The organism is Pseudomonas laurylsulfativorans (genome assembly GCF_002906155.1).
Lineage (GTDB): Bacteria > Pseudomonadota > Gammaproteobacteria > Pseudomonadales > Pseudomonadaceae > Aquipseudomonas > Aquipseudomonas laurylsulfativorans.
The window spans coordinates 413,385-426,984 of the sequence record NZ_MUJK01000001.1; the positions used below are offsets into that span (position 1 = coordinate 413,385).

Here is a 13,600-nt window from a genome sequence, read left to right on the forward strand (position 1 = left end):
TTGTTCAAAAAAAATGGCTGTCGATGTTGTGGTGTTTTTGAAGGCCCCATCGCGGGCAAGCCCGTTCCTGCAGTTGATTTGCGAATACAGAGCCATCGTAGGAGCGGGCTTGCCTGCGAAGAGGCCGGGACATTCACCGAAAATTTCCAAGAGTCGACCCTCTAACAATTAACCGCGCCGAAAAATCCAGCGTCCGCACCGCCCCGTCATCCCCGCGCAGCCGCTTGAGCAGACACTCAAACGCACTGGCGCCCATCTCGGTGGTCGGCTGGGCGAGGGCGGTGATACCGGTGCCCACCAACGGGTACCAATCCAGGTCATCGAGGGCGATCAAACCCACGTCTTCGAACAGGCTGCACTTGAGTTCACGCAACGCATGGGTGCTGGCGAGCGCCGCAATCCCGTTCGCGCAAAACAGCGCCTTCGGGCCGGGGCCAGGTGTGTCGAGGAAAGATTTCAATTGTGCGGTCAGTTCGCTGCCGGTTTCGATGTGCGTGCCGCGAAGCGCCGGGCGTTGCCCGATTTGCGCCTTGAAACTGCTGACCCGCTCGATCCGCGAGCTGGTGCCATCAAACGGCTCAGTCACCAACAACACATCGCGATAACCGCGCTCTTCAAGATGGGCGAGGGCCATCTCGACGGCCTGCGGGTTATCCAGCCCGACCATATCGCTTTCAAGGTGCTCGACCTTGCGATCCACCAGCACCAGGGGCATTTCCCGGTGCAGTTCGTGCAACTCGTCACGGTGATGACCGAGGGTGTTCACGATCAGGCCTTCGATGTTGTACGAGCGCAGCAGGGCCAGGTGCTGGCGCTCTTGCTCGTCGTCGCGGTCGGTGTTGCACACCACCAGGCTATAGCCGTGCTGACGGCAGGCAGTTTCCACCCCGTGCATCACGGCAATCGAATAAGGGTTGCGGATATCGGCCACCAGCATGCCGATCAGGCGGGTGCGCCCGCGTTTCAGGCCGCGGGCCATCTGGTTCGGGCGATAACCGAGTTCGGCGATTGCCTGTTCGATGCGCTGGGCGATGGCATCGGAGAGCAGGGCACGATCTTCGCCAATGAACCGCGAAACGCTGGCCTTGGAGACCTTGGCGTGTTCGGCCACGTCGAGCATGGTCACGCGGCTGCGCTGGGCGGCGGAGAAATCATTCACGGTCTGAAACCTTCTTATTGGATTTATAAGGTCGAGTGCTTCGTGAGATAGTACTGAAACCGGTTTCAGAAGACACCAAAAGCCAATTCGCCGTCAAGCCCCGGATGCTTGATTGTCGAACAATGACCGACAAGTGGGGTTCAGGCCAGCACGCTCAACCACGCTGAACCCAGCAACAACAGGCCCATGCAGCGATTGAAGCGTTGCATTGCAGAGGGTGAACGCAACCAGCGGCTTGAACCGGCACCGAGCAGCGCCCAAACACCCAGGCAGGGCAAGGAAATCAGGAAAAACACCAAGGACAGGTTCATCACGTGCACGAACCGGTCTTCGCCAGCTCCGGCGAAAACACTGACCACCGCCAGCGCCATCATCCAGGTTTTCGGGTTGATCCATTGCAGACTGGCGGCACCCACCCAACCCAGTCGATCCTGGTTTTTTTGCATGCTGATGGCTTCAGGCGGGGCGCGGAAAATCTGCCAGGCCAGATAACTCAGCCACGCGACCCCGACCCACTGCATGACGCTTTGCAATGCAGGCCACGTCGTCAGTGACGAACCAACGCCAGTACCCACCAGCAGTACAAGTGTCGCGGCACTGGCGCAGGCGCCGAAGATGATCGGCATGGCAGCGCCCAAGCCATATCGGGCACTGTTGCTGAGCACCAGAATGTTGGTCGGACCGGGGGTGATCGAAGCCACAAAGGCAAACAGCAAGAACGGCAGTAACGTCGGGAAAGAGGCGAACATTGTGGGCTAACTCCAGTGAAGATCAGTGAAGTCGATCTTCACAATCCACGGGTCTGCCTGTCTGGAAGATTTGAGCAGCGTTTGCGGTACAGCGCCGGTGTCAGGCCGTAGGCGCGCATGAACCAGCGTCCCAGATGACTCTGGTCGGCAAACCCCAACTGCATCGCCACCGTGGCCGGTTGTTCGCCACGGGCCAGCAGTCGGCGGGCGGTGGCCAGGCGCAATTGCACCAGATACGCGTGGGGCGCCATGCCGTAAGCGGCTTTGAACGCGCGGGTCAGGCGGAAGCGATCGACGCCTGTGACGGCGGCCAGTTGGTCTAGACCGATGTCGTATTGCGCGTTGGCATGCAGGTATTCCCGGGCCTTCTGTGCCACTCGCGGCAGACGCGGGTCCTGGCCATCGCGGGTGCGCCAGTGCAAGTGGCTGGTCAGGCGTTCGAGCAAACCGTCGAGTGCGGTCTGGCGGACGATCTTCAGTTCGCCGCGATGCAGGGTTTCAAATGCCAGGCTGGTGGCCTGTGCCAGGCGCGCATCGCTGGCCAGGGTGGCGGCGAAGCTCAGTTGGCTGTTGTCGGGGGCATGATCGAACACGGCGCCGAGTTCGCGTTGAAGCCACTGCGGGTCGAGGTACAGCATGCGGTAGGTGAAACCGTCGGCGGTCGGCGCTTCGCCGTCATGGATGTCACCGGGTTCGAGCAGAAAAACCTTGCCCGGCGTGCTCTGGTGCCTGGCCCGCCGGCAATTGAATTGCTGAACGCCTTGCTCGGTGACACCTACCAGATAGCTGTCGTGCCAGTGCGGGTCGTAGGCATGGCCTTCGAAATGCGCGCGCAGGGTCTCGATGCCGGTGTCGGCGTCCTGGGTCAGGTCGATCCAGTTGTGAGAAGTCATGGGGCACCTGCGAAACGGTTTACCGGGCTATTTAACCTGCGGACCGAGGGCCATGCCTAGAACGTTTGTGCAGTCATCAGCCGAACAGGCCCGCGGCGATGTTGATCGAGAACCCGAGAATGGCGGTGTTGAACACAAAACCGATCAACGACTGCGCGAGCACGATCTTGCGCATGCCTTGGGTGGCGACGCCGACATCCGAGGTTTGCACCGCCACGCCGATGGTGAACGAGAAGTACAGGAAGTCCCAGTAGTCGGGGGTCGTCAGCCCTTCGGCAAAACGCAGCGCCGGCTCCTTGCCGTCCCAGAGGTAATACAGGCGGGCGTAATGCACACTGAAAATCACCCCGATCAGCAGCCATGAACCGATGACGGTCAGCGCGGTGAAGCCGTAGTGCAGCAGCTTGCTCGTGGTTTCCAGGCCTTTGCTGCCGGCCAGTTCGAAGGTGATGGTTGCCAGGCTGGCCAGTGCCGCAATGCACACCAGCGCGAGCACCAGCCCGGCATTTTCGTCTTCGATTTCGGCAATGCGTTTCACATCGGTCGCTTTCGAACGCACGGTCAGCCAGAGCATCAGCAGCAGGTAGATCCAGACACCGGAATTCCAGCCGATGAGGATCTTGCTGATTGGCGAATCGGCCGGAACCAGAAACCCCACCGCGATGCCCAGCAGGATGGCGGCGGTCAGGCGAGGGTGGGTGCGTGCGAGGAAAATCATGGAGGCTCGATGGGTTGGGGCTGTGCAATTACCTTAGTCCAGGGTCGTACGATGTGACCAGAATCCCGACACCAACGAGACTCCAGTGGGAGCGGGCTTGCCCGCGATGGCGGACTGTCAGTCACATAGTTGTTGAATGTGATGGCCTCATCGCGGGCAAGCCCGCTCCCACAGGGTTTTGTGGTGTTGGTTAGTGCGCTTTGTGGCGCCTGCGCACCAGTTTCATCACCACCACAAAAAACACTGGCACGAACACCACAGCCAAAGTCGCCGTGATCATCCCGCCGATCACCCCGGTACCGATGGCCTGCTGGCTCGCCGAACTGGCGCCGGTCGCGATCGCCAATGGCACCACGCCAAGGATGAACGCCAGGGAGGTCATGACAATCGGCCGCAACCGCAAGCGCGCGGCTTGCAGGGTCGCGTCGATCAGGTCGTGGCCGTCGTCGTAGAGGCTCTTGGCGAACTCGATGATCAGGATCGCGTTCTTCGCCGACAGGCCGATGATGGTGATCAGCCCGACCTTGAAGAACACGTCGTTGGGCATCCCGCGCAAGGTCACGGCCAACACCGCGCCGAGCACACCCAACGGCACGACCAGCAGCACCGAGGTCGGGATCGACCAGCTCTCGTACAACGCCGCCAGGCACAGGAACACGATCAACAGCGACAGCCCCAGCAGGATCGGTGCCTGGCTGCCAGACAAGCGCTCCTGCAACGACAACCCGGTCCATTCCTGGCCCAGGCCCGCCGGGCCTTGTGCCACCAACCGCTCGATCTCGGCCATGGCCTCCCCGGTGCTGTGGCCCGGCGTCGGCTCTCCGGAAATGCTGATCGCCGGGTAGCCGTTGTAGCGGGTCAACTGCGCCGGGCCCTGTGTCCATTTGGCCTGCACGAAGGCCGACAAGGGCACCATTTTTCCGTGGGTGTTGCGCACGTGAATCTTCAGCAGGTCTTCCACCTGGCTGCGCTGATCGCCCTCGGCCTGGACCACGACGCGCTGCATCCGCCCCTGATTGGGGAAGTCGTTGATGTAGGCCGAACCCACGGCCGTGGACAGCACGTTGCCGACGTCGGCAAAGGACACGCCCAGTGCGTTGGCCTGCTTGCGGTCGACCACCAGTTGAACCTGCGGTGCCTCGGCCAGGGCGCTTTCGCGCACGTTCATCAGGATCGGGCTTTTTACCGCCGCCGCGAGTAACCCGGTGCGGGCCTCCATCAACTTCTCATGGCCGAGGCCGCCGCGATCCTGCAGACGGAACTCGAATCCGCTGGACGTACCCAGACCATCCACGGGCGGCGGCAGTACGGCGAACGTCACCGCGTCCTTGATCTGGCTGAGGGCGACGTTGGCCCGGTCGGCAATCGAAGCCGCCGAGTCGTCGCTGCCGCGCTCGGACCAGTCCTTGAGCGTGCTGAACGCCAGCGCCGCATTCTGCCCACTGCCGGAGAAGCTGAAACCGAGGATCACCACGCTGTCGCGGATGCCCGGTTCCCCGGCGTTGTGCGCTTCAACCTGCTCCGCCACCTGCACCGTGCGGTTCTTGCTCGCACCGGGTGGCAACTGAATGTCGGTGATGGTGTAGCCCTGGTCTTCCACCGGCAAAAACGAGGAGGGCAAGCGACTGAAGGCCAGGCCCAGACCGATCAGCAGTACGCCGTAGATCAGCAGGAAGCGGCCAGTGCGTTTCAACGCGTAGGCCACCCAACCCTGATAGCGCTCGGTCAATTTCTCGAAGCGACGGTTGAACCAGCCGAAGAACCCGGTCTTTTCGTGGTGCTCGCCTTTTGCGATCGGCTTGAGCAACGTCGCGCACAGGGCCGGTGTCAAGGTCAGGGCGAGGAAGGCCGAGAACAGGATCGAGGTGGCCATCGACAGCGAGAACTGCTGGTAGATCACCCCGACTGAGCCCTGCATGAACGCCATCGGAATGAACACCGCGACCAGCACCAGGGTGATGCCGATGATGGCCCCGGTGATCTGCTGCATGGCCTTGCGCGTGGCGTCCCTGGGCGACAAGCCCTCGGTGGCCATGATCCGCTCGACGTTCTCCACCACCACGATGGCGTCGTCTACCAGAATGCCGATGGCCAGCACCATGCCGAACATGGTCAGCACGTTGATCGAAAACCCGAGTGCGAGCATCGTCGCAAAGGTGCCCATCAACGCCACCGGCACCACCAGGGTTGGAATCAGCGTGTAGCGGATGTTTTGCAGGAACAGGAACATCACCGCGAACACCAGCAGCATCGCCTCGCCGAGGGTGTAGACCACCTTGGTGATCGAGACCTTGACGAAGGGCGAGGTGTCGTACGGAATCGAGTACTCGACGTTCGCCGGGAAGTAGCGCTTGAGTTCATCCATCTTCGCCCGCACCAGGGTCGCGGTGTTCAGGGCGTTGGCACCGGGTGACAACTGCACGGCGACGGCGGTGGACGGTTTGCCGTTCAGGCGCGTGGAAAACTGATATTCCTGGCTACCGATTTCGACCCGCGCCACATCGCTGATGCGTACGGTCGAGCCGTCCGGGTTGGCCTTGAGGACGATGTCGGCAAACTCTTCAGGCGTCGACAACTGACCCTTGACCAGAATGGTCGCGGTGATTTCCTGGGTGGTGCGGGTTGGCAGATCGCCAATGCTGCCGGCCGACACCTGGGCGTTTTGCGCGACGATGGCGGTATTGACGTCCGCCGGCGTCAGGTTGAACGCGAGCAGCTTCCGCGGGTCGATCCAGATCCGCATCGCCCGTTCGGCGCCGTACAACTGCGCCTTGCCGACGCCGTCCAGACGCTTGATCTCGTTCATCACGTTGCGCGCCAGGTAATCACTGAGCGCTACGTCGTCGAGTTTGCCGTCGCTGGAGGTCAGGGTGATCAGCAGCAGGAAACCGGAGGAGACTTTCTCCACCTGCAAACCTTGCTGGATCACTGCTTGCGGCAACCGTGACTCCACGGCTTTCAGGCGGTTCTGCACGTCCACCTGGGCCAGCTCCGGGTTGGTGCCCGGCTGGAAGGTAGCCTTGATGGAAGCGCTGCCGAGGCTGCTCTGGGATTCGAAATACAACAGGTGATCGGCGCCGTTGAGTTCTTCCTCGATCAGGCTGACCACGCTTTCGTCCACGGTTTGCGCCGAAGCGCCCGGGTACACAGCGTAGATTTCGATCTGTGGCGGCGCCACGTCAGGGTATTGCGCCACCGGCAGTTGCGGAATGGCCAGCGCACCAGCAAGCAGGATGAACAGGGCAACCACCCAGGCGAACACCGGGCGGTCGATAAAGAACTGCGGCATAAAAAAGCGTCCTGCTTACTGACCAGTCACCTGGGCGAGTGGAAGAGGGGTGTCGTCGATCTGCACTTTCTCGCCGGGGCGGGCGTGTTGCAGGCCTTCGATGACGATGCGGTCGCCTGCTTTCAGGCCGCCGGTGACGATCCAGCGATCGTTCTGCACGGCGCCGAGCTCGACCGGCTGCTGGCCGACCCGCTGCTCAGAGTCGAGCAGCAGTACCTGGGCGATGCCGGCGCTGTCGCGCTGGATAGCCCGTTGCGGCACGCTGATGCCCTGCTGGTTGACCGCCTGTTCCAGGCGTACGCGCACGAAACTGCCGGGCAGCAGGTCGAGGTCGGGGTTGGGGAACTCGCTGCGCAGGATGATCTGGCCGGTGCCCGGGTCGACCGTGATGTCGCTGAACAGCAGTTTGCCCGGCAGGGGATAGAGGCTGCCGTCATCCTGAATCAGCGTGGCCTTGGCCTGACCCTGGCCGACCTGCTGCAACTGGCCGGAACGAAAGGCCCGGCGCAGTTCGTTGAGTTCGCGGGTGGACTGGGTCAGGTCGGCGTGGATCGGGTTCAGTTGCTGAATCAGCGCCAGGGGCGTGGTTTCGTTCTGCCCCACCAATGCGCCTTCAGTGACCAGCGCCCGGCCGATACGACCGGAAATCGGCGCGGTGACGGTGGCGTAGCCGAGGTTCAGTTTCGCCCGTTCAACGGCGGCTTTATTGGCGGCGACATCGGCGGCGGTCTGTCGGGCGTTGGCCCTGGCGTTGTCGTAGTCCTGGCCGCTGATGGCCTTGTCGTCGATCAACTGGGCGTAACGCTGTTCCTGCAATTTGGCCTGGAACGCGTTGGCCTCGGCCTTGCGCAACGCCGCTTCGGCGCTGTCCAGGTCCGCCTTGAAGGGTGCCGGATCGATGCGGAACAAGACATCGCCCTGTTTCACATCACTGCCTTCACGGAAGGTCCGCTGCAAGACCACGCCGGCCACGCGGGCACGCACTTCGGCCATGCGCGGCGCGGCAATTCGCCCGCTCAGTTCGCTGCTGATGGTCAGTGGCCGCGCTTCGATGGTTTCGACGCGCACCGTGGCCAGCGGCGCCTGTTCCTCGGCATTTGTGGACTTGTCGCACGCAGCCAGTGTCAACGCCAGAGCAATCAGACTGAGCCTGGCAAGCAGATTCTTCGACATGTAATACCCCAATAATGACTCCCAGCATCCTACTGGGCGCCGGCGAGGGTAGCGGTGAAGCTTTGTTGGTGCTGTGTGAAATTGTGTAAGGGTTTTACTCACGTGCGGGCAGGGGCGTATATCCTTGGTGACCGCTTCGCGCTCAATCGCCGGCAAGCCAGCTCCTACAGTCCTGCCCCCGAATTGAATCCTGTAGGAGCCGGCTTGCCGGCGATAGCCATCTAACGGTCACCACAGCACTTTCTGGAAACACCCCATGCCCAACATTCTCCTGGTCGAAGACGACACCGCCCTCGCCGAACTGATTGCCAGCTACCTGGAACGCAACGGTTATTCCGTCAGCGTGATCAGTCGCGGTGACCATGTGCGCGAACGTGCGCGGCTCAATCCGCCGGACCTGGTGATCCTCGACCTGATGCTGCCCGGCCTCGACGGGTTGCAGGTCTGTCGGCTGCTGCGCGCCGATTCGGCGACCTTGCCGATCCTGATGCTCACCGCCCGAGATGACAGTCATGATCAAGTGCTGGGCCTGGAAATGGGTGCCGACGACTACGTGACCAAACCCTGTGAGCCACGGGTGCTGTTGGCCCGGGTGCGGACTCTGTTGCGCCGCAGCAGCCTTAGCGAGCCGCAGACCGCCAATGACCGCATTCTGATGGGCAACCTGTGCATCGACCTGTCCGAACGCACCGTCACCTGGCGCGAGCAACTGGTGGAATTGTCCAGCGGTGAGTACAACCTGCTGGTGGTGCTGGCCCGGCATGCCGGTGAAGTGTTGAGCCGCGACCAGATCCTGCAACGTCTGCGCGGCATCGAATTCAATGGCACCGACCGTTCGGTGGACGTGGCGATTTCCAAGTTGCGGCGCAAGTTCGACGACCACGCCGGTGAGGCGCGCAAGATCAAGACCGTGTGGGGCAAGGGCTACCTGTTCAGTCGTTCCGAGTGGGAATGCTGAGCCGATGTTCAGAATCCTCTTTCGTCTGTATCTGGTGACCATCGTTTCATTCAGCGCCGCGATTTACCTGGTGCCGGATCTGGTGGTCAAGGCGTTCCAAGAGCGCTTTGTCACCTATAACCTCGATTATTCCCGTGGGCTGCAAACGCTGATCGTCAAACAGTTTCACGGGGTCCCAGCCGCGCAGTGGCCGGCCCTGGCCGCGGAGATGGACAAGGACTTCAATCCGCTGCACATCGTGCTCAGCAGCAATGACGACATCAGCCTGACGCCCGATGAGCAGCAGCGCTTGCAGCGCGGCGAGAACGTCGTGCGCGTGGGCGACTGGGGCTGGCGCACGCTGGCGGTCGCGCCGCTGAACGAGCACACCGTGGTGCAAATGGTGGTACCTCCGGACCCGCTGGACGTCAATCTGTTGTACTGGAGCATCAATGTACTGATCGGCGCCACCATGCTCGCGTGCCTGTTGTTGTGGCTGCGCCCGCACTGGCGTGACCTGGAACGCCTCAAAGGCGCGGCCGAACGCTTTGGCAAGGGCCACCTGGGCGAGCGCACGCAAATTTCCCCGAGTTCCAACATCGGCAGCCTGGCCAGTGTGTTCGATACCATGGCCGGCGACATCGAGAACCTGCTCAACCAGCAGCGCGATTTGCTCAATGCCGTGTCCCACGAGTTGCGCACGCCACTGACGCGCCTGGATTTCGGCCTGGCGCTGGCCCTCTCGGACGACTTGCCGGCAGCCAGTCGCGAGCGTCTGCAAAGCCTGGTGGCGCACATTCGTGAACTCGATGAGTTGGTGCTGGAGCTGCTGTCCTACAGTCGCCTGCAAAACCCGGCGCGGCTACCGGAACAGGTCGAGGTGTCGCTGGATGAATTCATCGACAGCATTCTTGGCAGCATCGATGAAGAAATGGAGTCCCCGGAAATCGTCATCGACGTGCTGCTCCATGGGCAGCTTGAACGCTTCAGCCTGGACCCACGCCTGACTGCCCGCGCCCTGCAAAACCTGCTGCGCAACGCCATGCGCTACTGCGAAAAGCGTATTCAAATCGGTGTGCAGGTGGATGCCAGCGGCTGTGAAATCTGGGTCGACGACGATGGCATCGGCATTCCCGATGACGAGCGCGAGCGGATCTTTGAACCCTTCTACCGCCTCGATCGCAGTCGCGACCGCGCCACGGGCGGCTTCGGCCTGGGGTTGGCAATCAGCCGCCGTGCACTGGAGGCCCAGGGCGGCACGCTGACGGTGGAAGCCTCGCCGTTGGGCGGGGCGCGGTTTCGGTTGTGGTTGCCTTTGCCGGTTTGATTTCGACAAACGGCCATATCATCTGTCAGGTTTGACAGTAGCAAGACGCTACGCTTACGCGTTTCATTGGCCTGTGCAGTCAATACAAGGCGGCAAGGCTGGAGGGAAGGATGAGCGCGCCAATAACTAGAACCAGCGGGCAGGGGACAATCAGTGCAATCAGGGACGTTAAGGTCGAAAGCGTGTCGACGACATTTGCGATGGTCATGCCTGAGGGCGGCCGTTGCACTTTGGCAATAAGGATCGGCCCCAACAAGACCGCAGAAGGCAGCGCCTGTTTTATGGTTGGCGATGCGGTGAGATACACGCTGACGCAGGGGCTGGATGGAACGTCGCTGAAAGTTCAGGACCTTGTGAAGTCGGGCGTCGATAACTGGGTCACATGATGGCTTGCAGGGGCTTTGACCCCGCAAGCCAGTGGTGCGCTATCAAACGCTCAGCCGACCCCGCAACAGCGTGGCCATCTCCTCCAGATCCGACATCGACTGATGCCCGATCAGCATCCAGGCGTGTTCCATGTCAGCCCAATACACGATGTTCAGTTCGCGCCGTTGCTCCCGGGCCAAATGCCGGCTGCCACTGTTGGAGCGGGTAACGCACAGCGCCATGGGGCCGTGCGCCGGATCGAGGTAAGTGATCTGGGCGATGGGCGCGCCGTCGTACTCGAGGATTTGCGCACGCTTGAACTCGGCTCGGGGCAGGCTCAGTTTGGCCGGTGCGAGGTCAAGGCCCAGGCGCGCATCGATGGTCCGCAGTTGAGCCCGCTGGGTGGCTTCATCAGCGGGCAAGTGATCCAGGGTTTCCGGCACGTAGAGCGCCATGTAATCGGCCACCAGGCCGCGCCAGTTGTGTGTCTGCCGGCTCGCTTGCCAGCCGAGAAACAAACGGTCCGCCAGCACGCCACCGGCCAAGAGGCCGGCCGCGGCGGCAAGGAACCAGCGCCGACTGAGCGCAGGGCGGACGGGCGAGGGTAGTGTGGCGAGCATGGCTTGCAGACGATCCACCGGCGCCTGCCGGGCCAGTTCATCGTAGGCGTCCTTGAACGGCAGGCTACTGCGATCCAGCCATTGCAGGCGCAGGCCAAGCATCGGGTCGGCGATGATGGCCGCGTCGATGCGCGAGCGCTGCTCGGCATCGAGTTGGTTGTCGAGGTAAGCCACCAGTTGTTCGTCCGAGGGTTTCGCGTTCATCAATGTTCTCCTCGGTAAGGGTGGGGCACTGTGTGCAACGGTGGATACTCGGCCAGTTTCGCCCGGGCGGCGGCCAGGCGACTCATGACCGTGCCGATGGGCACTTGCAGCACATCGGCGACTTCGCGATAGGACAGCCCTTCGACATAGGCGAGAAACACCGTTTCGCGCTGGGCCTCGGGCAACGCATCGACGCGGCGGATGACCTGTGCCGCCAACACATGGGTCTGGGCCACGGATTCACCATCGAACGACAAGGCCTGATCGGCATCCACCTGGCCTTGACCCTGACGCACTCGCTGGGCGCGGATTTCGTTGAGCCAGATCGAATGCAGAATGCTCAACAGCCAGCGGTCCATGCGCGTCCCCGGCACGAATTGCCCGGCCCGCTCCAGCGCCCGCACGCAGGTGGCCTGCACCAGGTCATCGGCGATATGCCGTTGTCGGGACAACAGCAGGCCGTAGCGCCATAAACGCGCCAGATGCTGGTTCAGTTCCATGCGTATTGCCTGATCGCTGGCGATGGCGACCTCCGTCCACTCGGGTTGTCAGGTTTTCGATGAACCGTTGATGGCTTCGGCCAGGTCCTGGTACTCCTCGCACTGGGTGTTGCCGCAGATGGATTTGATCTGCTGCAATTGCTCCTGCGCGAGATCCAGCCGGCCTTTGATCACATAGGCCTCGCCGAGGTATTCGCGGACCTGCGCGTACTGCGGGTCGAGTTTCACCGATTGCAGGTAATAACCGATGCCTTCGTCGGTGCGCCCTAGTTTACGCGTGGCGTAGCCGCGATAGTTCAGCGCTTTTGCGGTATTTGGCTGTTTCAGCGTGTCTAGCAGCGCCAGGGCTTCTTCATAACGCCCGTCCTTGGCCAGTTGATACGCATAGTTGGTGCGGTCTTCGTCAGGCACCAGGTTGCTGGTCTGCCGGACGCAACGCTGTGATTTGCTATCGAACACCTGGCCTTTCGGGCAGTTGGGCCTGGTGGGCATTTCGTCATCGCCGCCGCCACCGCCGTTGGCCAGGGCGAGGGAGCCGGATAGCGCAACGGTCAGCAACAGCGGGGTCATCAGAACTGCAAAACGAATATTCATGGGCTTTGCTCCATCGATTGATGCGTTTGAGATCATATTGCGCCCCGTCAGACGCAGTGCAAGGTCGATGTGATGTGAACACCGCAGCATGAACAATTATTCGTTGTGGGAGTATCAAGCCAGCAAACGGATCGGAGCCCCTGCCGCCCAGGCCTGGATATCCTCGATCATTTGCGAGAAAAACAGTTGGTAGTTCTGTTGGCTTACGTACCCGACATGGGGCGTCGCCAGCACGTTGTCCAGGGTCCTGAACGGATGGTGGGCGGGCAGCGGTTCATGCTCGAAGACGTCCAGTGCGGCGCCGGCCAGCCGCTGTTTCTGTAGCGCCTTGATCAGTGCTGCTTCATCGACAATCGGCCCGCGAGCGGTGTTCACCAGCAGCGCCGTGGGCTTCATCCAGCCCAGGGCTTGTGCGTCCACCAGGCCCCGACTGCGCTCGCTGAGCACCAGGTGCACCGACAGCACGTCGGCCTGTTCGAACAGCTCCTGCTTGCTGACACGGGTCACACCGGCCTGCGCCGCACGTTCAGCGGTGAGGTTTTCACTCCAGGCGATGACGCGCATGCCGAACACCTGACCGAACTGTGCGACGCGTTGGCCGATGCTGCCAAGGCCGAGGATCGCCAATGTCTTGCCGTGCAGGTCGCCGCCCAGGCCTTGTTGCCATTGGCCGGCACGCAGGGCGTTGGCTTCGGCCACCAGATTGCGAGTTGCCGCCATGATCAGCGCCCAGGTCAGTTCCGGTGCGGCGTGTTTGTAGCTGTCGGTACCGCTAACCTGAATGCCCAGCGCCGCAGCGGTTTTCAGGTCCAGGGCCGCATTGCGCATGCCGCCAGTCACCAGCAGCTTGAGTTTAGGCAGGTGGCGCAGCAGGTCTTCATCGAAGCGGGTGCGCTCACGCATCACGCAAATCACCTCAAACCCGGCCAGGCGCTCGGCCAGGGCTTGGTTGTCGGCGGGGTAGTCGTGGAGAAAGCTCACCTGGCCGACGCTGTCCAGCGCCGACCAGTCCACCACATCCCGCGCCACATCCTGCCAATCATCAAGCACTGCAATCTGTACAGGCATCAG

General features: G+C 62.0%; 13 protein-coding genes. 3 read left to right on the forward strand and 10 right to left on the reverse strand.

Annotation, left to right across the window (positions count from 1 at the left end; all coding sequences use genetic code 11):
* Positions 1–133: 133 nt before the first annotated feature.
* The 6 genes from B0D71_RS01890 to B0D71_RS01915 all read right to left on the reverse strand — a co-directional run bounded on the left by B0D71_RS01890 (position 134) and on the right by B0D71_RS01915 (position 7,981).
* Entirely contained in the window at positions 134–1,159 is a 1,026-nt protein-coding gene (locus B0D71_RS01890; RefSeq protein ID WP_103393213.1) for a LacI family DNA-binding transcriptional regulator, read from the reverse strand.
* 140 nt (positions 1,160–1,299) lie between these two features.
* Positions 1,300–1,908 (reverse strand): LysE family translocator, encoded by a 609-nt coding sequence (locus B0D71_RS01895; RefSeq protein ID WP_103393214.1) that lies wholly within the window; start codon positions 1,906–1,908, stop codon positions 1,300–1,302.
* A gap of 38 nt (positions 1,909–1,946) precedes the next feature.
* Positions 1,947–2,801: an AraC family transcriptional regulator gene (locus B0D71_RS01900; RefSeq protein WP_103393215.1), complete on the reverse strand. Its 855-nt coding sequence runs from the start codon at positions 2,799–2,801 to the stop codon at positions 1,947–1,949.
* 76 nt (positions 2,802–2,877) lie between these two features.
* Complete coding sequence (locus tag B0D71_RS01905; protein WP_103393216.1) at positions 2,878–3,519, reverse strand: DUF1345 domain-containing protein; 642 nt, start codon at positions 3,517–3,519, stop codon at positions 2,878–2,880.
* Between the two features lie 190 nt (positions 3,520–3,709).
* Entirely contained in the window at positions 3,710–6,808 is a 3,099-nt protein-coding gene (locus tag B0D71_RS01910; protein WP_103393217.1) for an efflux RND transporter permease subunit, read from the reverse strand.
* Between the two features lie 15 nt (positions 6,809–6,823).
* Complete coding sequence (locus B0D71_RS01915) at positions 6,824–7,981, reverse strand: efflux RND transporter periplasmic adaptor subunit (RefSeq protein ID WP_103393218.1); 1,158 nt, start codon at positions 7,979–7,981, stop codon at positions 6,824–6,826.
* 256 nt (positions 7,982–8,237) lie between these two features.
* On the opposite strand from B0D71_RS01915, the gene B0D71_RS01920 reads away from it, so the two are divergent.
* The 3 genes from B0D71_RS01920 (at position 8,238) to B0D71_RS01930 (ending at position 10,631) form a co-directional block, all read left to right on the forward strand.
* A complete protein-coding gene (locus tag B0D71_RS01920; protein WP_103393219.1) occupies positions 8,238–8,939 on the forward strand; it encodes a response regulator in 702 nt (233 codons plus the stop codon).
* A 4-nt stretch (positions 8,940–8,943) separates the two neighbouring features.
* The gene (locus B0D71_RS01925) at positions 8,944–10,245 is read left to right on the forward strand and encodes an ATP-binding protein (RefSeq protein WP_103393220.1); all 1,302 of its coding nucleotides are present in this window, start codon (positions 8,944–8,946) and stop codon (positions 10,243–10,245) included.
* A gap of 110 nt (positions 10,246–10,355) precedes the next feature.
* Positions 10,356–10,631, forward strand: a complete 276-nt coding sequence (locus tag B0D71_RS01930) for a hypothetical protein (RefSeq protein ID WP_103393221.1) — start codon at positions 10,356–10,358, stop codon at positions 10,629–10,631.
* Positions 10,632–10,673: 42 nt separating this feature from the next.
* On the opposite strand, the gene B0D71_RS01935 is transcribed toward B0D71_RS01930, so the two are convergent.
* The 4 genes from B0D71_RS01935 to B0D71_RS01950 form a co-directional block, all read right to left on the reverse strand.
* On the reverse strand, positions 10,674–11,435 hold the full coding sequence (locus tag B0D71_RS01935; protein WP_103393222.1) for an anti-sigma factor family protein: 762 nt from the start codon (positions 11,433–11,435) through the stop codon (positions 10,674–10,676).
* On the reverse strand, positions 11,435–11,935 hold the full coding sequence (locus tag B0D71_RS01940; protein WP_103393223.1) for an RNA polymerase sigma factor: 501 nt from the start codon (positions 11,933–11,935) through the stop codon (positions 11,435–11,437). The genes B0D71_RS01935 and B0D71_RS01940 overlap by 1 nt, the downstream gene beginning before the upstream one ends.
* 48 nt (positions 11,936–11,983) lie before the next feature.
* The gene (locus B0D71_RS01945; protein ID WP_103393224.1) at positions 11,984–12,529 is read right to left on the reverse strand and encodes a tetratricopeptide repeat protein; all 546 of its coding nucleotides are present in this window, start codon (positions 12,527–12,529) and stop codon (positions 11,984–11,986) included.
* Between the two features lie 114 nt (positions 12,530–12,643).
* Entirely contained in the window at positions 12,644–13,597 is a 954-nt protein-coding gene (locus tag B0D71_RS01950; protein ID WP_103393225.1) for a D-2-hydroxyacid dehydrogenase family protein, read from the reverse strand.
* Positions 13,598–13,600: the final 3 nt, after the last annotated feature.